Source organism: Vibrio sp. 1-2 (7-a) (genome assembly GCF_013048515.1).
Taxonomy (GTDB): Bacteria; Pseudomonadota; Gammaproteobacteria; order Enterobacterales; family Vibrionaceae; genus Vibrio; species Vibrio diabolicus.
Map to the genome: position 1 here is coordinate 92,778 of NZ_VHSQ01000010.1, position 20,749 is coordinate 113,526.

At 42.5% G+C, this 20,749-nt stretch carries 22 protein-coding genes; 18 read left to right on the top strand and 4 right to left on the bottom strand.

Features of this window, described 5'->3' with window-relative positions:
- Positions 1-197: 197 nt before the first annotated feature.
- Both FKN08_RS19225 and galE read left to right on the top strand, forming a co-directional pair.
- A complete protein-coding gene (locus tag FKN08_RS19225; RefSeq protein WP_170892719.1) occupies positions 198-2,156 on the top strand; it encodes a diguanylate cyclase in 1,959 nt (652 codons plus the stop codon).
- Positions 2,157-2,210: 54 nt separating this feature from the next.
- Positions 2,211-3,227 carry a UDP-glucose 4-epimerase GalE gene (galE, locus tag FKN08_RS19230; RefSeq protein WP_074190671.1) on the top strand — a complete coding sequence of 339 codons (1,017 nt, stop codon included), beginning with the start codon at positions 2,211-2,213 and terminating at the stop codon, positions 3,225-3,227.
- 334 nt (positions 3,228-3,561) lie between these two features.
- Here galE and FKN08_RS19235 read toward each other — a convergent pair whose 3' ends face one another.
- Complete coding sequence (locus FKN08_RS19235; protein ID WP_170892720.1) at positions 3,562-5,700, bottom strand: TonB-dependent hemoglobin/transferrin/lactoferrin family receptor; 2,139 nt, start codon at positions 5,698-5,700, stop codon at positions 3,562-3,564.
- 232 nt (positions 5,701-5,932) lie between these two features.
- Between FKN08_RS19235 and FKN08_RS19240 the strand changes: the two genes are divergently transcribed.
- Complete coding sequence (locus FKN08_RS19240) at positions 5,933-6,820, top strand: LysR family transcriptional regulator (RefSeq protein WP_005395465.1); 888 nt, start codon at positions 5,933-5,935, stop codon at positions 6,818-6,820.
- 76 nt (positions 6,821-6,896) lie between these two features.
- Here the strand turns inward: FKN08_RS19240 and FKN08_RS19245 are convergent, their stop codons facing one another.
- The gene (locus FKN08_RS19245; protein WP_145535075.1) at positions 6,897-9,530 is read right to left on the bottom strand and encodes a bifunctional acetate--CoA ligase family protein/GNAT family N-acetyltransferase; all 2,634 of its coding nucleotides are present in this window, start codon (positions 9,528-9,530) and stop codon (positions 6,897-6,899) included.
- A 236-nt stretch (positions 9,531-9,766) separates the two neighbouring features.
- On the opposite strand from FKN08_RS19245, the gene FKN08_RS19250 reads away from it, so the two are divergent.
- From FKN08_RS19250 to yciH, 4 genes are all read left to right on the top strand, one after another.
- A complete protein-coding gene (locus FKN08_RS19250) occupies positions 9,767-10,336 on the top strand; it encodes an SPOR domain-containing protein (RefSeq protein WP_005390018.1) in 570 nt (189 codons plus the stop codon).
- Positions 10,337-10,485: 149 nt separating this feature from the next.
- Entirely contained in the window at positions 10,486-11,475 is a 990-nt protein-coding gene (locus FKN08_RS19255; RefSeq protein ID WP_170892721.1) for a D-alanine--D-alanine ligase, read from the top strand.
- A 128-nt stretch (positions 11,476-11,603) separates the two neighbouring features.
- A complete protein-coding gene (locus tag FKN08_RS19260; RefSeq protein WP_005395460.1) occupies positions 11,604-11,990 on the top strand; it encodes a DUF3319 domain-containing protein in 387 nt (128 codons plus the stop codon).
- A gap of 1 nt (position 11,991) precedes the next feature.
- A complete protein-coding gene (gene yciH, locus FKN08_RS19265; protein WP_012842285.1) occupies positions 11,992-12,303 on the top strand; it encodes a stress response translation initiation inhibitor YciH in 312 nt (103 codons plus the stop codon).
- 229 nt (positions 12,304-12,532) lie between these two features.
- On the opposite strand, the gene FKN08_RS19270 is transcribed toward yciH, so the two are convergent.
- Positions 12,533-12,901 carry a DUF3693 domain-containing protein gene (locus FKN08_RS19270; RefSeq protein ID WP_029856192.1) on the bottom strand — a complete coding sequence of 123 codons (369 nt, stop codon included), beginning with the start codon at positions 12,899-12,901 and terminating at the stop codon, positions 12,533-12,535.
- 186 nt (positions 12,902-13,087) lie between these two features.
- Between FKN08_RS19270 and FKN08_RS19275 the strand changes: the two genes are divergently transcribed.
- The 11 genes from FKN08_RS19275 to FKN08_RS19325 all read left to right on the top strand — a co-directional run bounded on the left by FKN08_RS19275 (position 13,088) and on the right by FKN08_RS19325 (position 20,157).
- On the top strand, positions 13,088-13,663 hold the full coding sequence (locus tag FKN08_RS19275; RefSeq protein ID WP_170892722.1) for a 3'-5' exonuclease: 576 nt from the start codon (positions 13,088-13,090) through the stop codon (positions 13,661-13,663).
- 2 nt (positions 13,664-13,665) lie between these two features.
- Positions 13,666-13,866, top strand: coding sequence for a hypothetical protein (locus tag FKN08_RS19280; RefSeq protein ID WP_043048356.1), 201 nt, complete (start codon positions 13,666-13,668; stop codon positions 13,864-13,866).
- A complete protein-coding gene (locus tag FKN08_RS19285) occupies positions 13,856-14,956 on the top strand; it encodes a replication initiation factor domain-containing protein (RefSeq protein WP_043048353.1) in 1,101 nt (366 codons plus the stop codon). Before FKN08_RS19280 ends, FKN08_RS19285 begins: the two co-directional genes overlap by 11 nt.
- Positions 14,928-15,263 carry a DUF1293 domain-containing protein gene (locus tag FKN08_RS19290; RefSeq protein ID WP_043048351.1) on the top strand — a complete coding sequence of 112 codons (336 nt, stop codon included), beginning with the start codon at positions 14,928-14,930 and terminating at the stop codon, positions 15,261-15,263. The genes FKN08_RS19285 and FKN08_RS19290 overlap by 29 nt, the downstream gene beginning before the upstream one ends.
- A gap of 2 nt (positions 15,264-15,265) precedes the next feature.
- Positions 15,266-15,511, top strand: a complete 246-nt coding sequence (locus FKN08_RS19295) for a hypothetical protein (protein ID WP_005376279.1) — start codon at positions 15,266-15,268, stop codon at positions 15,509-15,511.
- A gap of 28 nt (positions 15,512-15,539) precedes the next feature.
- Positions 15,540-15,731 (top strand): hypothetical protein, encoded by a 192-nt coding sequence (locus tag FKN08_RS19300; protein ID WP_170892723.1) that lies wholly within the window; start codon positions 15,540-15,542, stop codon positions 15,729-15,731.
- 133 nt (positions 15,732-15,864) lie between these two features.
- A complete protein-coding gene (locus FKN08_RS19305; RefSeq protein ID WP_170892724.1) occupies positions 15,865-17,391 on the top strand; it encodes a chemotaxis protein in 1,527 nt (508 codons plus the stop codon).
- The gene (locus FKN08_RS19310) at positions 17,391-17,723 is read left to right on the top strand and encodes a DUF2523 family protein (protein ID WP_005376274.1); all 333 of its coding nucleotides are present in this window, start codon (positions 17,391-17,393) and stop codon (positions 17,721-17,723) included. Before FKN08_RS19305 ends, FKN08_RS19310 begins: the two co-directional genes overlap by 1 nt.
- Positions 17,724-17,728: 5 nt before the next feature.
- The gene (locus tag FKN08_RS19315; RefSeq protein ID WP_170892725.1) at positions 17,729-19,153 is read left to right on the top strand and encodes a zonular occludens toxin domain-containing protein; all 1,425 of its coding nucleotides are present in this window, start codon (positions 17,729-17,731) and stop codon (positions 19,151-19,153) included.
- 11 nt (positions 19,154-19,164) lie between these two features.
- Complete coding sequence (locus FKN08_RS19320; protein WP_170892726.1) at positions 19,165-19,443, top strand: hypothetical protein; 279 nt, start codon at positions 19,165-19,167, stop codon at positions 19,441-19,443.
- Between the two features lie 387 nt (positions 19,444-19,830).
- The gene (locus FKN08_RS19325; RefSeq protein WP_140278457.1) at positions 19,831-20,157 is read left to right on the top strand and encodes a hypothetical protein; all 327 of its coding nucleotides are present in this window, start codon (positions 19,831-19,833) and stop codon (positions 20,155-20,157) included.
- A 22-nt stretch (positions 20,158-20,179) separates the two neighbouring features.
- Here FKN08_RS19325 and FKN08_RS23845 read toward each other — a convergent pair whose 3' ends face one another.
- The gene (locus FKN08_RS23845; RefSeq protein ID WP_140278455.1) at positions 20,180-20,557 is read right to left on the bottom strand and encodes a phage protein; all 378 of its coding nucleotides are present in this window, start codon (positions 20,555-20,557) and stop codon (positions 20,180-20,182) included.
- Between the last annotated feature and the right edge of the window lie 192 nt (positions 20,558-20,749).

Below are 20,749 nucleotides of genomic sequence, written 5' to 3' on the forward strand. Positions count from 1 at the left end.
CACTTTAGTCCATAAAGATGTTGCCGTTATTTGAGTTGATCCGAATTTTAAGGTATTTCGTTCCTTTTCCATCCAATTTTTGAGAATTTAAGGTTATTTTGCATTGGCATCGTGTTAATCTTGTCGCCCTTAATGGGTAATAGATTGCATAACAACGCTTCTGTCATTTTTAGTGGTTGTCTGCGACAGGAATACATATGTCATTACGAGCAAAGCTTATTTGGCCAATTTTGGTCTTTATAACGGCTATCTTTGTTATCTCAAAAGGTTATACCTCGTATACTGCATACCAATCGTCTAAGCATGAGTTGGTCGAACAAACGAGAAAGTTGATTAACAATGTTTCTTTCTCAATTAAAGATGCGCTAACGACAAAGAACAAGCAAAAAGCTCAAACAACCCTCATCAACTTTTTAAACCAGCCGAATGTTACGCGGGTCAAACTTTACGACCAAGATGATCAACCTTTCGTTGTTCTTGAAGGAAGTGGGGTATCAGCTCCCGTCCCTAATCAAACTGAAAGAAGCAAGTTACACGCGCTAGGTTATGCCTTATCAGCCAAATTTCTTTATGTTCTAGAACCGATTATTCACGATGGTCGTGTCATTGGCAGTATGAGGGTTACGCTTTCCCATCGTCCAATCATAGAAGCCCAACAATCTTTACTTCAAGATGGTGCTGTACTTCTTCTGTTGCTGTTCGCTGGTGGCACTATCTTTTACATAAGTATCGATAGGCTTGTTCTCAAACCTGTCATAGAACTGAGTCATACGATAGAGAGTGTGACACACGGACAAAATACGGATACTCAAGTTCGCTATTACTCCAAGGATGAAATTGGAGAACTCGCACATTCCTTCAATCAAATGATGAACAAGTTAACAACACGCGAGAAACAGCGGCAACACTCATTAGAAATGTTAGAACAAAAGCGGGCGTTTTCAGAAGAAGTCATTGAATCTGTTCAACACGCATTAGTTATTACCGACAACTTCGGGCGTGTTATTTACTGTAATACTGCGACTCGGCAGATATTTCAAAAAAAGTCAGAGGAACTTGAACATGCCAATATCCGTGATCTAATTAAAACGAAAACACCGAATGAGCTGAGCCAAATCCTAAGTAGGGGGTTAGAATGCGATGATATTCACCTCAAAAATGCAGATAACGAACAGCAGTTGAGTTTAACCAGTCGTCGCTTGTCCACACATGGACACTTATTGTTTTCGATTCAAGATATCACCGAAATTGAAGAGGCTATGAGCAGGCAGCGTGTTGCGGGGCGTGTTTTTGAGAGCAGCCAAGATGGCCTCATCGTTCTTAATCATCGAGGTGTTATCACAATGGCTAACCCTGCGGTCACTAAGTTAGTTGGACTAGAGATGGATCAGCTTATTGGGAAGTCATTTATCCAAACACTTAAGTGGCGCAAGTTGCAGGAAATGATGCCTAGCATCATTGAATCGATAGAAAACTACGGGGTATGGCAAGGGGAAGTTATTGAGCAGAACCATCTTGGCCATTTTGTGCCGATGTTTGCAAGGGTTAATCGCATCGTTAAGTGTGAAGACCATGGGTTCTACGACCTGGTCATTGTTCTTACCGATCTTTCTGGCGCAAAAGAGATGGAACGACTTGAGTACTTAGCTCATCACGATGCATTAACGGGGTTAGCGAATCGCTCCAAGTTCCATTTAGAGTTGGAAGAATTAGTACAACGGTCGGGATACTTACGTGACGAATTTGCGGTGCTTTACCTCGATCTCGATGGTTTTAAAGAGGTTAATGATACCTATGGCCATGACGCAGGTGATGAAGTTCTGAAAAAAGTAGCCGAGCGTCTAACATCTGCGACTCGACATAGTGATTTAATCGCAAGACTTTCGGGTGATGAATTTGTCATGTTGGTTAATCCTGCCAACCAAAAAGTCGTCACCCGAATTGCAGAACAACTGCTCGAAAGCGTATGCACACCAATCGAGTACAAAGGTAACTCGCTCAAGGTTGGCGTTAGCATCGGCGTAAAATTGGTCGGTGTTAATGAGCGAGATGCCACTCGAGTGTTAAAAAGTGCAGATACTGCAATGTACCAAGCTAAAAAAGCCGGAAAAGGCCAAGCAATATTAATGGGATGCGAATTGCAGGAGACAGTTTAAATCGTAACGTCAAAGCTTTAAACTAAACCCATTCGCGTCAGAAGGAATGATAAAATGAAAGTACTTGTTACGGGTGGTATGGGCTATATTGGTAGCCATACATGTATTCAAATGATCGAAGCTGGTATGACGCCAGTGATTCTAGATAACCTGTACAACAGTAAGTCTACGGTCTTAGATCGCATTGAAAAGGTATGTGGCGTAAAGCCAACCTTCATTCAAGCCGATATCAGAGATAAATCGACAATGGTAGAGGTTCTAAAATCGCACGATATAGAAGCGGTTATCCATTTTGCAGGTTTAAAGGCCGTCGGTGAGTCCGTAGCAAAACCTCTAGAGTATTATGACAACAATGTGAATGGCACTTTGGTATTGGTTGATGCAATGCGCGAAGCTGGAGTTAAATCGTTGGTATTTAGCTCCTCAGCAACTGTCTATGGCGATCCTGCTTCTGTTCCAATCACAGAAGACTTTCCAACTAGCGCAACTAACCCTTACGGACGCAGTAAATTAATGGTGGAAGAGTGTTTAACAGACTTCCAAAAGGCGAATCCAGATTGGAGCATCACACTTCTTCGTTACTTTAACCCTGTAGGTTCACATCCAACAGGTGAGTTAGGTGAAGATCCTCAAGGTATTCCAAATAACCTAATGCCGTTTGTTTCTCAAGTTGCAGTGGGCCGACGAGAGTTCCTCTCTGTATTCGGTAGCGACTACCCAACGAAAGATGGCACCGGCGTGCGTGACTACATTCATGTGATGGACTTATCCGATGGTCACGTCGCTGCTTTGGAAAAAGTAGGTAACAAAGCTGGGCTTCATGTCTACAACCTTGGCACTGGCAATGGCTACAGTGTGCTTGAAATGGTGAAAGCATTTGAAACTGCAAGTGGTAAAGATGTACCATACCAACTTGTTGAACGTCGTCCAGGCGATATTGCGGAGTGTTGGGCTGATCCATCAAAAGCAATGAATGAGTTAGGTTGGAAAGCGTCTCGCACTCTAGAAGAAATGACTGGTGATACATGGCGTTGGCAATCTAACAACCCTCAAGGTTACCCAGACGCCTAATTTTGATTTACACAATAATAACAAAAAGACGCATGATTGCGTCTTTTTTGATCCAAATCGGAAAAAATCGTAAATTACTGGTTAAAAGGTAGCAAGTCTATATAGAGCTGTTAAACTATGTCCGACTCTTAATTTGGGTTATAAATTTTCTCATAGCTATTGGGGTAGTTCATGGAACTCGGTCTGATCATCACTTTTATCATTGCAGCAGCAGTAATGGTGAAAAAAGAGATGGCAAAACAGTAAACTTTCATTTTTCATACTTTTCTTTACATTTTTGAAATGAAAGCCATAAAAAAAGCCAGCATTAAGCTGGCTTTTGTGTTTTTAAGGTTTAGAACTCGTATTTAACACTAATGTTGTAATTACGCTCTGCTTGTGTTTTGTCGCGGCTCAATTCAGTCTTACCGCGAACATCGTTCCAAAGATGATATTCTTCGTTCGTTAGATTCATAACACCAGCACGAATGGTTATATCTTTCATTGGTTTGTAGTACGCCGTTAAGTCAACTACTGTCGCAGACGGCAAAGCAACTTGGTCTTTGATTCCGCCTTTATCACCATCAGAGTTGATATCACTGTTCGATTTCTTAGCCGTGTAGTTTACTTTTAGGCTTGTCCCCCAAAGTGCATTTGGTGAATCGTAATTTACCGCTGCCACTGCATTCCATGGGTTGACGCTGTTCAATGGGTTACCATCACCATCTTCACCTTCTGTGTATGCTGCAACAAAACGAGTTGTCACGCCTGATGGAAGACCGGCAATAGCATGCCAATCAAGACGGTTAGAGAGCTCAACCCCTTTAATATTTGCTTCATTAATATTGATATTTGTGAATTCAGTTAAACCACCATTATTTGATGAAGTTTGTTCAATAAAGTCACTGTAATCGCTGTAGTAGAACGCCACTTCAGTTACCGACGCTACAGTGTTATGACGGTAACCAAGCTCATAAGATACACTCTTTTCAGAGCCTAAATTTGGGTTAGGGCGGTTAATATAGCCATGAGACGGATTATCGTAGGTGTAATAAAGCTCGTCGAACGATGGCGCTCGAAACCCTTGGCTCACTTGCGCGAAGATCGTGCCAGGTTGCGATATAGAGTAAGTTGCTCCTAAACGACCAGTTAATGCAGAGTCGCTAAACTTCTCGAATGACTCTTCAGAGGTGTTGGAAGGATTAGTAGAGAAGTAATCGTAACGCACACCTGGAGTCAGAATTAGCTTGTCATTAAGAAGTGAAATTTCATCTTGCAAGAATAAACCAAAGCTTTCTTCTTTTGCATCCGGAGTGTAAACGTAAACGGTATCTGGCGTGCCGGGATCGGAATTCAACTCGCGATTGGTATTACTGATGTCACTATGTTTATACGATATTCCGTAAACAATATAGTGATTTTGAATCTCTTTATCTAACTGAGTTTCGAATTCAAATTTGTCTTCAGTATATTCGTAATCTTTTTTCTGTTGGTTGTCACCACTAGGAGGTACGTAAGGTGGATAACCTGGGCTGGCTTCGATAAAGCGATTAGACACGCCGTTTTCTTCTTTACCAATCCATGTAAGCTTGGACGTGATCGTATCCGAGATAGCTGCATCTGCAAACCAAATGTGCTTGAGCCCAATGCGATTTTGCTTGGTTGTGTCTTCAGCGTTGAAGTTTTTGTAACTTTTATGTGCGATCTCTGAGTCAGTCTCGTTGTAAATAACTTCTCCCAAGAACTCCAAGCGATGAGCGTCATTCAATTGAGATTGAAGTTTTACCAATAGATCGTTTTTGTAATAATCTTGGCTGTCCACAGAATAGTTATCGTAAGGCGCCTTAGAGAAATTTTGTAGCTCTGCACCATCACGTCGTGTAAACGCAACAAGTGCTTCTGTATTACCGAAACGCTTTGCTAAAGCTACATGCTCACTAAAAGAGTTATCTTCCGATGAATAAGAGAGTTTTGCTTGACCGCCAAAGTCTTTACCACCTTTGAGGAAATCCTTCGGATCTTTTGTTTCGAATGCGACAACCCCCCCAATTGCATCACTACCATGTAGACTAGAAGCTGCACCTTTAACAATTTCGACACTCTTTAGCATATCAGGGTCAACAGTAACGGCACTAGAATTGATAAACGAATATGGTCCACCGCTGAATACACCTGGTTGAGATGCACCGTCTACTAAGATTTTAACTCGTTTACCTTCCGTCCCGCGAATGTTAATACTTTGAACGCCTTGGCGTTGAGTGCCATTAACAGTAACTCCTGGCGTATACTCGAATAGATCATTCAAGTCCTTTACCATGTTTTCTTCGATTTCTTTCTCAGAAATAACGGCAACAGACGCAGCAACCGTATCCATGGTTTGGTTGGTACGGGTTGCCGACACAACGACTTCTTCAAACTTAGAAACTTCTTCCGCATAAGCAGTCTGGGAAAGGGCAACTAAAATCGAGGCTGACAAAATTGATTTTTTATACATTGGCTTCAATACCTTAGATCCATAATAGGTAACAACAAACGGGATATTAATGGATCTAAATAATAATTACTATCATTACCATTGTCATTTGTGGTTTTATCTTGAGTAGAACTCTTAGGTTATGAGCATTTCTAGTCTTTAGTTATCAGTGTGTTATATTGTTTAACGTTAGTTCTTGATAAGATCATCCAAATACAATCAATGTGACAAAAATCACATTAAGAGAGGCCATGTGCAGAGTCCAATTACGTTAGAAGCGCTCCATATTCTGGATGCCATTGACCGAAGAGGGAGTTTTGCAGCTGCTGCGAATGAGTTAGACAGAGCCCCGTCATCACTGAGCTATCAGATCCAGAAACTCGAGCAAGACTTAGACATTATTATCTTCGATCGCTCTGGTCACAAAGCCCATTTTACTGAAGCAGGAAAGCTCATCCTTGAAAGAGGACGAGCCATTTTACAAGCCAGTGAAAAGTTAGTGAATGATGCAACGTTATTGGCGAATGGCTGGGAACTGGACATTACCATTGCCTTTGATGGCATTATTCCTATATCCAATTTCTTCCCTATGGTTGATGCATTGGCTGAAGTAAGCTCAACACGAGTCAGACTGCAAGAAGAGATCTTGGCTGGTAGCTGGGAATCGCTGAATACAGGTAGAGCGGATTTACTGATTTGCCCATCACTGGATACACTTCCTCAAGAAGTCAAATCAGAAAAAATTGGTAAGATGAGCATGTTTTGGGTAGCGGCAGCTGATCACTATGTTCACAAGCGTAGTGGTAAGTTTGATGAGGCGGCGCGAGAAAAGTACCGAATCATTGCCATTGCAGACACTGCACGCGAACAACCTGCGCTCTCAATTAATATCATTCAAAAACAGCCCCGCTTGACCGTCACCAACTTTACGGCAAAAGTAGATGCGCTCACTGCAGGTTTAGGCATTGGTACGTTACCAAGCCAAATTGCACAACCTCTGATTGATAGTGGTGTATTGAAGCGAATCGAAGGTACAGAAGAACAGCCGATGGATATTATCTTAGCATGGCGCCGAAATACCATGGGTGAGGCGAAATCCTGGTGTATTCAATACTTGAAAAAGAATTGGAAACTAAAGTAACAACGTAACTTTTACTTCTTAGGTTCCCATTGCTTATCGAATCTAAGAAGTAAAGTTATCGCTAATGCTTTATTTTTCAATTTAAAGGGAGCACCATATCTGCCGTACCATCGGCAAACTGAACATCGACTTCAAATCCCAGGTTTTGAGCTAACATCAACATCCCTCTGTTTGTAGGCATGGTCATTCCAGACATTTGCTTTGTACCTTTAATCTTGCAATAGCTGATAATTTTCTGCATCAGCACTTTACCTAAGCCTTTTCCTTTCAAATCTGAACGAACCAAAATAGCAAACTCAGCATCACTATTATCTGGTGTAATCAATGCGCGGGCTACGCCTATGATAGACGGTCCGTCGGTATTAAACGCTACCGCAACAAACGCCATTTCGCGGTCATAGTCGATTTGAGTGAAGTTTGCCAAAGCCTCATGGTTGAACTCACCAACCTCAGAAAAGAAACGCTTATACAGATCTTCTTTCGATACGCTATTAATGAATTGAGCATGCAGCGGCTCATCTTCAGGCAGGATAGGGCGAAGCAGGATAGGTTGGCCATCTCGAAGCGTTACAGTTTCGACAAATTCTGCCGGGAAAGGACGAATCGCCAGACGTTTTTGCGCATCTCCCTCGTATTTACACAGTGTGATGTCCGCATCGAGGATAGTTAAATCGCTTCCCGACACCAATACTGGATGGATATCCAGTCTTTGTATTTCTGGCAACTCAACCGCCATTTGGGAGATACGAACTAAGAATTTCGACAACTCACTAATATCGAGCGCATCTTTGTGTTTCTGCAGGCGAATCTTTCCAGACTTTAAAGCAACAACGACAAGGTAGCGTGCAAGCGTCATGTTCAAAGGAGGAAGTGCAGCGACGGCATCTTGGGCGATATTCCACTCCGAGCCGCCTTGACCCAGCAAGATGACAGGTCCAAAGACCTTATCTACTGCAATGCTAATCCTTAGTTCTTCAGCGCTGCCGAGCTTTGCCATACCTTGCACCAACAGGCCGTGTACATTGGCAGAAGGGTAACTTAGCTTTACGGTATCTAGAATGGATAGCGCTGCGTTGGAAACTTCTCGACTGTTTCTCAAATTCAGGGCGACACCGTGTACATCCGATTTATGAGGAATGTCTGGAGATCGCAACTTAACCGCAACAGGGTATCCGATATTTTCTGCCATATGCACGGCTTCAATTTCGTCAGATGCAATCCATGTTGGCAGAACATTAAACCCGAACAGCTTAAATAATGGGCTGGTTTGATGCGTATCCAAGGTGACTGTGTTTTTATCCAGTAGTCGTTCATTTACCCATTCTTTTGCAGAACTCACACTTCCAGAGTGCAATGGCTCAGCCGTCGTTGGCGTTTCCATTAATTGCTTCTGGTTTCGGCGATACTCAACCAAGTGCATGTATGCAACAACCGCACTTTCCGGCGTTCGATAGGTTGGAATGCCAGCTTGAGTAAATGCCAGTCGTGCCTCTCTCGACGTTTGTTCTCCTGACCAGTTGGTCAAGATATTAAAATGCTTATGCCGAGGGTGAGCCTTGATCGCCTCAATAACAGCTTGAGCAGTTTCAAGAGGGTCGGAAACCGCAGAAGGACTATGCATAATCAAGATTGCATCTGCACAGTCGTTATTCATCAGTGCGTTAATGGTATCAATGTAGCGTTTTTTTGTTGCGTCACCAGACAGATCAATCGGATTTCGAGCGCGCCAGTTGGACGGGAGTACAGTTTGTAATTGCTCAATGGAAGCGTCATCAAGCGTTGCGAGCTGGCCACCACGTTCAATCAAAGTATCAACGGACATAACTGCAGGGCCGCCGCCATTGGTGACGATCGCTAAACGCTCCCCACGAAGTGGAACAGAATGCGTGAGTGTTTCTACCGCAGCGAAGAGCTCATGCGTATTGCTGACTCGTAACATACCAGTTCGACGGATGGCAGAATCGTAAATTACATCAAGCGTATCACCATCTTGCTGTTCGAAAGTATTCATCTCTTTAGAGCGGCCAGCTTTTAATACCAATATACGGCGGTTACGTGAAGCAGCTCGCGCAGCAGACATAAATCGTCGAGCATCCTGGATATTATCCACATAAAGCAGAATAGCTTCCGTATTCCCATCCATACTTAAGTAATCAAGCAAATCTGCAAAATCGATATCCTGTCCGCGTCCAATCGAAATGAACGAAGAAAAGCCAATATTCTTATCATTTGCCCAGTCTAACACTGTGGTACAAACCGCCGCAGATTGTGAGATGAACGCAATTTTTCCGGGCTTAGCCGCAACAGGAGAAAACGTGCAGTTAAAATTGTGCCAAGGCAAGATAATACCTAAGCTGTTCGGTCCTAAAACTCGAATATTCAATGATGAAATATTTAAAGGCTGAGCGTCATCAGAGATAACAATCGCAAACGGTGTGCCTCTCTCATCTAACTCTTTAAGCAGTTGCTCGTTGCGTGAAACGTTCGTACATAAAATCGCAATATCTGGCGTATAGGGTAGGGAAGCCACATCAGGGTAGGCTATAACTCCGGATACCGCTTTGTATCGCGGCGTTACTGGCATAATCGCGCCACCAAACCCACTTTGTAGAAGGTTGCGCATAACGACATGTCCTGCTCGCAATGCTTTTTGAGATGCCCCAATAACGGCCACAGAGTTGGGTTTAAAGAGTTTATGTAGTTTATTCATGCTGACTCCTAGCCGTTTGCAAGTAACGTTTGCCTATCGGTTTCATATCAATCATAAACGAATAATTTATTGATAAAACGTCTTCAGACCAGACATTGCATAAAATGTGGGCGATGCTTATGGAGTTTGTGTTATTCATCACATCAAAATCACAGATTATTGTATTTGATGCTTGATAAACGGCCCTGCTATCGGCATGATTTATCGTAATATTTATCCAGAGCATTTGTTACTTCATGAAAAAAATCGCAATCATCGGCTTGTCAGTCCTGCTTTCTGCTTGTGCATCTGAAACTTACATCACAGACGTAACTTCTGAAAGTTATCGAGAGGACTACAAATCAGATCGTATCTCTAAGCCAATTATGGCGTCTGAAAACGCTGTAGTAGAAAAAGACGTACAACCAACTGTTGTGAAAATGACGGCAAAGCCTGAAGAGAAAAAAGTAGTCAAGCTAACGCCAAAAGAGCAGGCGAAGCCAGTTAAGATCGTACCACCGAGTAAAAAGCAAGCAGGTATTCAACGATTCGGCTATACCATTCAAGTCGCGGCTGTGGGTAGCCAAGCGAAAGTCGATCAGTTTGCAAATAAGCTGCCACAGAACGGACAGCCAATTTGGGAAAACTACAAAGTCGTCAACGGTACTAAGTGGTTCTCAGTTTTATACGGAGACTACGCAACAAGCGCGGAAGCCAAGCAAGCGATTTCGACTTTGCCTGCTCAATTTCAGCAGTTAAGACCATTTGTTAAAAGCATTGACGCCATTAAAAACTCAGCTTACCCAACGCTTAACAAATTAAACTAACACATCAAATAAGGGAGCGAATAGCTCCCTTATTTATTTGTTCAAATCCTACTCGAACAAAATTCCTCACACTAAAATTACTGTACGTCACACTTCAAAGGTTTATCATAATAAATAGTATCTTTTGTAGGTCACGGAAAGATTGATTCATGATTAAAAATATTCTTCTACTATGCGGCGGCGGCTCTTCTGAGCACGAGATTTCATTATTGTCTGCAAACTTTGTCGAACAACAATTAAATCTTATTGAAGACGTTCACGTTACACGCGTAGAAATTAAAAACGAAGGTTGGATGACCAACCAAGGTGAGTTGGTTTACTTGGATCTCAATACCAAGCAGTTGTGCTCAAGTGAATCTAATCAAACCATCGATTTCATTGTGCCTTGTATACATGGTTTTCCAGGCGAGACAGGCGACATTCAATCTCTGTTTGAAATCGCAGGTATTCCTTATCTTGGCTGCGGGCCAGAAGCGAGTAGCAATAGTTTCAATAAAATCACATCTAAGCTTTGGTACGACGCTATCGGTATTCCCAATACGCCATACTTATTCTTAACGCGCAACGATGAAGAAGCTCATACTCAAGCTCATAGAGCATTTGAGAAATGGGGAAAAGTCTTTGTCAAAGCCGCTCGTCAAGGATCATCTGTTGGATGTTACAGCGTCACAGAAAAAGATAAACTTTCCAATGCAGTAAATGATGCGTTTGGGTTTTCTGACCAAGTGTTGGTTGAAAAATCAGTAAAACCACGAGAGCTTGAAGTTGCTGCATATGAGATGAATGGCCAGCTGCACATAACGAAGCCAGGCGAGGTTATTGCACCTGACGGTGCTTTTTACTCGTACGATGAAAAGTACAGCAGTTCAAGTCACTCGCTCACCGAAGTTGAAGCGAAGAATCTAACCCAAGCACAATTAGATGCAATTCAGCACGCATCTGAAAGGGTATTTAAGCAAATGAATCTTCGCCATTTGTCTCGTATCGACTTTTTCTTAACGGAAGATGATGAGATTTACTTAAACGAAGTAAACACATTCCCAGGTATGACTCCTATCTCGATGTTCCCTAAAATGCTTCAAAATAACGGGCACAAATTCCATGAGTTCTTGGAAGATTGTATAAACAGTGCAAAGTGATTAACGTTATCGAGGCGCGTTTTATGATAGAAATTGTTTTCTAGAGCAAGGTTTATTCAAGCCGTATTTGAATATTGCTCAGTAGCAATTATGATTATATCAACGCATTAAACAGATGACTCAGTGGTATGGCGATTTCAAACTATAGAGGTTTTAACCTGCAGTCAGGCGGACCAGATGGCAGTATTTGGAAGGTTAAAATCAAGAACCACGTCTTACAAGGTAGTTTGACGGCGGTAAAGAAAAGCATTGATTGGTGGTGCGATACCGCATCAATTATTGATCCCAAAGAGTTTGCTGCGCTTGGACAAAGAGCGCAGCAAGTTGGTGGTGCAAAATCAGAAGTCTTTAACGGTTATACGATTCAAAATGATACAGGTCAGCCCAACTCTTGGTACTGTATGTTTAATGGTAAACTGATTAAGGGTAGTAAAACTGCTATTCAACGTCATATCGAAGCTTATTTAGTTGCAAAGCAAAAAGCGATGCAAGCTCAACAACAAAAGAAACAATAGAATGACTCTGGTATATTCAACAGAAACCGGTCGAATTAAGCCGGAAGAAGAGAAAACATCTCGCCCCAAAGGCGACGGTATTGTACGAATTCAGCGCCAAACGAAAGGCCGTAAGGGTAAAGGTGTATGCATCGTGACAGGTTTAGACTTGGATGATGCACCTTTAAAATTATTAGCTGCAGAGCTCAAAAAAGTCTGCGGCTGTGGTGGCTCGGTAAAAGATGGCAATATCGAAATTCAAGGTGATGCTAGAGACAAGATCAAAGCGCATCTTGAAAAGAAAGGCATGACAGTCAAATTAGCCGGTGGCTAATTTACATTAAGGAAAACTCAGAATGGCGTCTAAAAATAGACGCCATTTTTTATTTTGGTAAGTAATACGCTAATTGAAGAACAAGCAATCGCAGATTGATAGATCGATATTAGCTATTTTATGGTAAATAGCCATTATGTTTAATGGTTATGATAGATACCTTAAATTTCAAATTCACAGGGGAATAGGAGCGCTCATTGGCAACATTTGGCGTACGAGCACATTTAATTTAACATAATATACATAATGCGCACTTAGCTATAGCTACTTTAAGGTCGCCAAGCCACAACGCAAACATGCCACAAATCATTGAAATACTTGATAATCCTAGCCCGTTAAACTTTTTTGCAATGTTTTCCCACATTCCTTTTATGTGTGGATTTTCGTTGCGATCAGCGTGACATCCCAACAAAGCTATCTCTGGGTCAATTCCTGAATTCTCCGCTAGAAAAACTGCTTCTGAATCAGATATATAGCGTCTTCCTTTTCTCATTTCGCTGATTCTGGACGCGTTTACATTCAAATCGTGTGCGATTTGCTTGTCTTGTACGTAGTTTTTCGCCTTTTTGTAGGCATCTAACAGCTCACTTTGATACATGGGACTACCTCCGTTTTCTTGATTTTAGCTTAGTAGTTACGGAAATTCGCATCTAGCAATTACGAAAATCCGTAATTACACTTACGACAAATCGTAATTATGACCGCCTTGGCTTGGGGCGTTTGCCCTTGACGCTTACGTCTTGGCTCTGGCGGTCGCTCACTCAACTAGTCAAGGTGGTTGGCCATGAAAAAGCTCAAAACGAAAAACGCGATTATTCTCGATACTGAAACTACGGGTCTTGATTCCAATGCAGAGATTGTCGAGTTCACTGCTATCTGTGCAGAGACTGGTAAAGTTATTGTCAATGAGTTGGTAAAACCAACGTGCTCTATCCCTGTGGATGCAACGGCTATCCATGGCATCACAAACGAAGATGTCAAAAACGCATCTGATTTTCATATGGTGTTTTCAACTCGTTTTCTCCCACTTCTCAATGGTCGTCCAATCATCATCTACAACTCAGATTTTGATACGCGCCTTATCATCCAGTCACTACAAAAGCACTGTAACGACGCTTACGTCGCATCAGTTCAAGAAATGTTACTCAAATTCTGCGTTCCTCAGTGCGCAATGCTTTGGTACGCGGAGTTTTACGGTGACTGGAATGACTACCATGAAAACTACAAGTGGCAGTCTCTAACTAACGCATGCTTTCAACAAAATGTGGATGTGTCAGATTTAGCGGCTCATCGGGCTTTAGCTGATTGCGAAATGACTCGACGTCTTATTCATGCTGTTAACGCGAAATTAGAGGCGTAATCATGGATTCCATTTATTTCGATGATGAACCCCAAATCGGAATCAATGTGTATTTTCCTTGGGGTCACCATTTCTTTAAAAACCAAGCTGAATTCAACCAGTTTTTACACATCCATTACGGTAACGATGCTTATCAACTGGTTGAAATTACAGACGAAAATTACAACGAATTGCTATTAAAGGGGGTCTTTCATGCAATTTAAAGATGAAACACGCCCAGTCAAAATTGACCACTTGGCTTTTACGTTTAACTACGGTGATTTGCGCCATCTTGATAAGTCAAATGACCAAGATTTCATTAACTTGCAGATGCCTGAGTTTCGTCAACCTACTTCTAGCACTCCAGATGCCATTGAAAGCGCTATGGAGCGTCATAAAGACAAGGTTCGTAAAGTGCTCTCGCATCGCTTTGATGAATTCATGTCAAAGATTTTCGGCTTTCGTTTATCGCCTATGCGTGGCCGTGGCTTGCATGGCTATCAAGATTCGATGGTGATTCTTGATAAGACGGGAACCGTTGAATGTGGTTTGGTTGGTATTGGTGGCAACAATGACACGGTATTCGTCCAAATCAACGGTACTGGCTGTACCAAGCTTTTTGATTACACCACGCATAAGAAAATACATTTCTGGTTAGCTACGGTGCTTGGTGTTACTCGCCTCGCCCGTCTTGACTTGGCTGTCGATGATTACACAGGAGTTTTTGACTGTGGCTATGCAGAAATATGTTTTTACAACGGTGCGTTTCGTACGGCTAAGCGTGGTCGTGGTCCCTCAATGGTTCCACATAAGCGCATTACTGAATCTGGTGAGCTAATGGAAGAAGCAACGATAGTAGGTTCACGTTCTTCAACCGTTTATTGGCGCATTTACAACAAGAAGTTGGAACAAAAAATTACTGACCCTGAGGTCATTTGGTATCGAAATGAAGTTGAACTGAAAAAGTGCGATGTCGATATGCTCGCCTCTCCTGCTTCGGCTTTTGCTGGTCTCTGTGATTTTGCCGCCAGTATTGAACCGTCTGAACCCGTCAAGTTTTCCAAGAACAAAAAGGCTCAAGGTTTGGAGTTTTTCTCTCGTATCGCTTGGGCTCGTCGCCAGTGCGGTAAAGCGTTATCTGAGGTCATTGCGATGACTGAGGGTGACTTAGGGGAAGCGTTTGGAATGCTTATTCCCGAAAAATACAGACGAACAAATTTTAACGAGCTAGGCGTACCGGACGCTTACGCTCATCTCAAATCCTTAACTTTGGAGAGTCAAGGCTATGCCAACAATTACAGCAGTAGTTATTAAGAAGTTCCCGAAATCGGGTATGGAGTTCGCGGAGCTTTCAGTTCTTCGTGCGGTTGAAGAAGTTGATGTTGAGAAGTTTCAACAGCGTGGTATCGGTTTAAACACTGATATTCCTTTTAACAAACAACCAATTCGCATCAATCTGGACTATGCAAACCAGTTAATCAACACCAAAGCTTTTGTTCCTAATCGCGAATACGAACTTCGCTTTGATGTGAATATTGATGACCCTCTTGATATTCAAGTTAAGGAGCTCATTCCGCTTGATGACGATATTAAAAAACACTTTCAAGCGAGCCTTAAATAATTATGACTCTCTCAGTCTGTGCGGAAATCCTCACTGATGGAACGATTAAAGCTTTCCCCTACGAGCCGTTAGCCAATTGCACGTTCGTAGTGGTGAGCAATGACGACTATCAGTTGATGGCGACTCGCGCAAACTTGGAGTTTGATATTGATGCAGCATTTTACGCTGAGATAACAGGTTATTTGCTGCTCTCTTTTGTGTCCGGTCACGTGCTCGGACGAATCGTTAAAGGGCTTGGTAAAGCCTAATCCTGTAAAACCTTTTGGAGATATTCCTATGAAAAAATTATCTGTTCTTTTGGCTACTGCGGTAGCGTCTGGCTCTACTTTTGCTGCTGACCATTCAACTGCTATCAACGCGGCTGTAACTGAAGGTCAATCAAACTACACGCTAGTTGTGGTTGGTCTGATTGGTCTAGCGGCTATCGGTTTTGGTCTTCGTATGATGATTGGCGCGATGCGTTCGTAATCACTATGCAAGAGACGTTAACCGCCATACTCACCTTACTTTTCGCTCTCTCGATGTTCGGTGGATTCGTTGGGGGTTTTAAGTCTGGTATTAACGCCTCCTAGTGGGGCGTTATTTTTTATAAGGAATACAAATGAGTATTAAACAAAGCATTGCGTCACTGGTTATTTTGCTGAGTGTTTCGTTTAGTGCTTCGGCTCAAACTTCGTACTACACTGTCTATTCTTCTAGTGTTGTCAAACCTTCTAATTATTTTCAGGCTTTTTATGGCTTAAGCGCACCAACTCCTGATTTGTTGATTGAGGATATTATAGCTAAGGGTTGCGTCGGCACTCCTTCTGGCCACACGATTCGTGTTGTTTCAGCAACGTGGACGGGGTCTGGTGTTTATTTGTCAAATTATCGTGAGTGTAATGCTGGCTGGACGTCTTTTGGCGATACGCTTTACGTTAGGACTGGTAGCTGTCCTTCCGGTACTACTTATAATCCTGCTACTGGTCAATGTGATGAACCACCTGAGCCAGCTTTTTGCTCTAAAGATTCAACGATACAACAGATGAACCAATATGAGTCTAACTGTCTTGCTGATGGTGGCTCTCCAACAATTATTTGTAATGACCAGGTTGACCCGCCTGATTTTCGAATGTCTTGTGATATTGCCCCACCTCCACCTGAGGGCTGTGAGCCGGGTTCCCCTTCATTTCCTGCATGTTTGGATGATGAAAACAAATGTGATGAAAATCATCCTGATTGGAATCCAGAATACGGAATGTGCTGTACGCCAGAAAACAATTGGTGTGACGTCCCTCCACCTGAGTCTTGTACCATCTTTTCCCCAAACTGGCCTGAATGTTCGGGTGATACCGATATCGACCCTCCAACGGGTGGCGATTTAGGCGACCCTGATAAACCATCTGGCGGTGGCGGTGGTGGTTCTACTGACCCTGATAAACCTGAACCGGATGTTGATAATACTAGTGACACTCTAGCGGCTATTAAGGCGATGAATAAGGATGTTAATTCTCAGCTAACTGGTATTAATAACGACATGAATAAAAACCAAGCTGAAACAAAATCCGCTCTGGATGCTCTCAAGGCGTCGGTTGATTTAAATACCGATACGGTTGTCGATAATGCAAACCATGTTGCTAACGCTATCAAAGGGCAGTCAGATATGTTGTCTGATATTGGTAATAAAACGAATGGGCTGCTTACTTCTGCAAACAATCTTTTAAACAACGGCTTTGGTCAGCTATCCAATGATCTTGGTGACTTGGAATCAACCAACCAAAAAGGCTTTGGTGATGTTGTCGATGCTATTGAGGGGTTAGGTAAACCTATGGTTGATGGTGGCGGTGGCAGTGCTGTTGTTCCCCTTTATTCAGCTACCCAATTACACAACTTAAACGCTGAAATTACTGTCCTTAAAAATGAGTATAAGGATTTGCTAAACCAGTACCGCGCTTACTTCAATTTTACGTCGGATGTAAACGGTGGTGATTACAACGCTCATAACATCGAACTAACGGTTCGCGGTAATGTAGTTCGTCAACAAAATGCAGTTATGGCAGCGTTACAGGATAACGCAGGAATCATCGGGGCGGTGGTTTTGTTTGTATTTGGCTTGCTAGGGATAAGAGCAATCGGAGGGGCTTTCTAATGTATGAGTTTTTTCAATACATCACCAACATGGGTGAGACCATTCTTAATTATTTCAGTAATGCAGGTAGCTATTTTGATGCGGCTTTTGTGTGGCTCCAAGCATGGTGGATAAAAATGAAATTCATGGTGATGATTGAGTTTTTGCGTATCTCTTATTTGGTGGCGACAACATTATTAGATGAGATTGGTTTTAGCTCCCTATTCTCTGATTTGTTCAACTTGCTCCCCTCTGAGCTTCGTTATTGGGGGATATTATTTAAAGTGCCTGATGGGATGGCTATTTATGCCAATTGCGCCACTACTGCACTTGTAATGAGAATGTCGAGGTAACAACAATGGCAATTAGTATTAGAACGGGTGGCAATGGCTCTTATAAATCCGCTTACACGGCATGGTTTGTTATTCTCCCTGCTCTCAAGGCTGGTCGTGTGGTTGTGACCAACTTTGAGGGTATGCAGCCCTTAGAAGAAATTGAAAAGCGCTTGAATATTAAATTCCCTTCATCTGCTAAGTTGATTCGTATTTTCTCGCGCTCTGAAATTGGTATTGAACTCTGGCAGCATTTCTTCTGTTGGTGCCCTCTTAACGCTCTCATTGTTATTGATGAGTGTCAGGATATCTTTTCTAAAAACATTGGCTTTGATGGTCGAAAAATTAAATATCGCCCTTTAGAGGAATTTCTCCCCAATCTACCTAAAGGCTATAAGGAGTTTTTCGATTCTCGCCACGTTCCTGTTGATTTGAGTACGTTGCAATCGTGCGAGATAGACGATTTAGGCGTGGCTGAATACGACGAAAATGGTCGCATAATCTACCCGTTAACTTATAACGAGGGCTTTATGCGTCATCGAAAATACAACTGGGATATTGAGTTGCTCTCTCCCGACTGGCAGCAGATAGATAGCTCAATCAAGGCGTGTGCTGAGCAAGCTTTCTTTCACAAGAATAGGGATGGTTTTTTCTTTGCTAAGCGCAAACCGTGGATATACAAACACCCTACTAATATGACTAAACCAGTCATTCCGCAAAAGAAAGACGCAAACCTATTCCCTCAAAAAATCCCTTTGGAAGCGCATCTACTCTATAAGTCTACGGGTACGGGTGCGGCTACAAAATCAGGTGGCTTGAATACGCTGTTTCGCTCTCCGAAATTCTTTCTAGCCTTGTTCTTAATGATTGCTTGTCCGGTGTATTTTATTTATGGCGCTATGGATTTACTTACTGAAGATGAAAGTCAGGTTTCAACAGATGAACTTGAGACGAAAACTAACAGCCAAAATTTGGAATCTGTTCCGGCTGGACGGGCTTCGACGTCTACTCAAGGGGATTCTGTTTTACCTAGCGGTGGGACTGCTAATTCGAGTAGTCAGCAAAGCGGCTCTCCTTTTGTTCCTGTAACGGATGTTCTCTATTTTGAGGGGCTTCAATCTGCTTATCTGTCTGGTTTTCATAAGAAGACGATCATTAAACAGAAAAACGGAATCAATCTGAGAACGGCTAACTTTGATGTGGTGATTAACGCCTATACCGACGACGGGCTTTATTCAATCAACAAACGTTATCTCGAAGCGGTGGATGTCCAATTTGAGCTATTGGACGAATGCTTAATGGTTCTCAAGCAAGGTGAGCTTAAAAGCCTGATAACGTGCGAACCATCCACTAATGACCGTGGTGGTCGTGATGATTCCATTGAGACGGATGTCGCCAGTATTGGCTCTCTACGTGGTCAAGCGATGACTGAAAACTCTTTTTTGATGTGAGGTAAGGCTGTATGAATTTTATAGACAAGTTGCAAGGGATAAGCGCTGGATTCTTCGTGGTGGCTATGACTTCGCTGATTTGTATTACTGGGTTTGTCAGTTGGGCTACAGTGAGTTTAAAGGGGGCTGAGTTGCTCTTTTGGGTTTCCGCTTCCTTGGAGTTCTTAGATTTGCTTTGGATATTCTCTTTGGGGATTTTTCTCGGTTGGTATTTGTCTCCACAAAAACAGCCCCGCAGGGATAAGGAGTTGCGGAGCGACGACGTGGCACCAAGCCGCCCACTTAACTAAAGATAGCCTCTCCACTTAATCGGCGCGGTTAGCAACCCAAACTCACTTGGGTTCTGCCGCCCTCCTTTCCTGCTAGACCATTCAAAACGCCCAGGGAACTCCCAAGTGTCGGCTCTATCTCATCTTTTCCCATAGTTCTCTAAATCAATCGAGTGTCGAGATTGATTCTTCTATTTGGCGGTTGCCCGACAATAAGTGACGACGACGAAGACTGAGGAGGAGGAGCGCAGCGGAGGGCAAACCCCCGTTCTGTATCACGGGGGTAAATTCCCCCATAACTTAAGGCTTTGCACTGACATAGACTATCTGCAAGCGTAGCGCGCCAGTGTTTGAGCGTTAGCGAGTAATGGTGTATAAACCCTAAGTTAATATGACTTGAGGTGCTTAATGACAGCATTTGGTATTGTTGCGATTCTACTCAGTGTGTTAGGAGTAATAACTCCTGTTATGGGCTTTTTGCTATCTGCCTTGTCTGGCTTTTTGGCAATATTGGTTTCTAAGAGGTTGGATCCTTTGGCCAATGCTGCATTGGTCATTAATTGGCTTAACTTAACTATTTTGTCTCCATTGACGGTTAGCGCGATGTTTAACCCGATGTTTGGGACTGATTGGTCAAATATAATTGTTTACACTATCTGTGTATTGATTCAACTAACTGGGCTTGTACTTTGGCGCATTAACTATCGAAAATATTCGTTGTTAAAAACAAAATAAGGGGCTGAAAGCCCCTAAACTATTATTGTGTTTTTCGAATCCTATTTAGTGCTCGAACGTACTTCATTATCTTCGTGGTTATCATCATGTCCGGCTCTGCTCCTATCTCTAGAAGCGCTATTCCGGTTAAAATTTCTTGTGGGCTTACGAGCTGCCCCGTCGGTAGTTCTAGCGTGTTCTTGTGCATTTTGAAATTTTCCCAAGCTTCTGAGGTGGCTAGTTCCCTCCCCTTGGTCATTCTCATCAGCCGTTTGCATTCGGGTGGTATAGGTTTTCCTGAATCCCATAACTTGACCACCCTCACACTTTTAAAACATAGTTTTGCTGCTTCTTCTACACTTAATCCACACTCAAATTCACGAAAAACGTAATTCTTGCTCATTTTTCGAAAGTTCGTCATATATACCCTGATAATCAAAAGGGTGTATATGTAATTGATATGAAACATTATTCAACATAACGTCGCATAATGCGCACTAAGGGTCTAATAAATCATCATCAGGGTCAGTAACATCATACCAACTACATTGGCCACAATAGTCATAACGACAATTATCTGAATCAACAAAAACCAAAAACTCAGATAGCTGCT

Coding starts and splice junctions, on each gene's coding strand:
- FKN08_RS23845 (WP_140278455.1), bottom strand. CDS start 20,557: ATGACGAACTTTCGAAAAATGAGCAAGAATTACGTTTTTCGTGAATTT.
- FKN08_RS19260 (WP_005395460.1), top strand. CDS start 11,604: ATGGCGATTTCAAACTATAGAGGTTTTAACCTGCAGTCAGGCGGACCA.
- FKN08_RS19225 (WP_170892719.1), top strand. CDS start 198: ATGTCATTACGAGCAAAGCTTATTTGGCCAATTTTGGTCTTTATAACG.
- FKN08_RS19310 (WP_005376274.1), top strand. CDS start 17,391: ATGTATGAGTTTTTTCAATACATCACCAACATGGGTGAGACCATTCTT.
- yciH (WP_012842285.1), top strand. CDS start 11,992: ATGACTCTGGTATATTCAACAGAAACCGGTCGAATTAAGCCGGAAGAA.
- FKN08_RS19250 (WP_005390018.1), top strand. CDS start 9,767: ATGAAAAAAATCGCAATCATCGGCTTGTCAGTCCTGCTTTCTGCTTGT.
- FKN08_RS19315 (WP_170892725.1), top strand. CDS start 17,729: ATGGCAATTAGTATTAGAACGGGTGGCAATGGCTCTTATAAATCCGCT.
- FKN08_RS19325 (WP_140278457.1), top strand. CDS start 19,831: ATGACAGCATTTGGTATTGTTGCGATTCTACTCAGTGTGTTAGGAGTA.
- FKN08_RS19270 (WP_029856192.1), bottom strand. CDS start 12,901: ATGTATCAAAGTGAGCTGTTAGATGCCTACAAAAAGGCGAAAAACTAC.
- FKN08_RS19245 (WP_145535075.1), bottom strand. CDS start 9,530: ATGAATAAACTACATAAACTCTTTAAACCCAACTCTGTGGCCGTTATT.
- FKN08_RS19290 (WP_043048351.1), top strand. CDS start 14,928: ATGCCAACAATTACAGCAGTAGTTATTAAGAAGTTCCCGAAATCGGGT.
- FKN08_RS19275 (WP_170892722.1), top strand. CDS start 13,088: ATGAAAAAGCTCAAAACGAAAAACGCGATTATTCTCGATACTGAAACT.
- FKN08_RS19305 (WP_170892724.1), top strand. CDS start 15,865: ATGAGTATTAAACAAAGCATTGCGTCACTGGTTATTTTGCTGAGTGTT.
- FKN08_RS19280 (WP_043048356.1), top strand. CDS start 13,666: ATGGATTCCATTTATTTCGATGATGAACCCCAAATCGGAATCAATGTG.
- FKN08_RS19320 (WP_170892726.1), top strand. CDS start 19,165: ATGAATTTTATAGACAAGTTGCAAGGGATAAGCGCTGGATTCTTCGTG.
- FKN08_RS19255 (WP_170892721.1), top strand. CDS start 10,486: ATGATTAAAAATATTCTTCTACTATGCGGCGGCGGCTCTTCTGAGCAC.
- FKN08_RS19235 (WP_170892720.1), bottom strand. CDS start 5,700: ATGTATAAAAAATCAATTTTGTCAGCCTCGATTTTAGTTGCCCTTTCC.
- FKN08_RS19285 (WP_043048353.1), top strand. CDS start 13,856: ATGCAATTTAAAGATGAAACACGCCCAGTCAAAATTGACCACTTGGCT.
- FKN08_RS19295 (WP_005376279.1), top strand. CDS start 15,266: ATGACTCTCTCAGTCTGTGCGGAAATCCTCACTGATGGAACGATTAAA.
- galE (WP_074190671.1), top strand. CDS start 2,211: ATGAAAGTACTTGTTACGGGTGGTATGGGCTATATTGGTAGCCATACA.
- FKN08_RS19300 (WP_170892723.1), top strand. CDS start 15,540: ATGAAAAAATTATCTGTTCTTTTGGCTACTGCGGTAGCGTCTGGCTCT.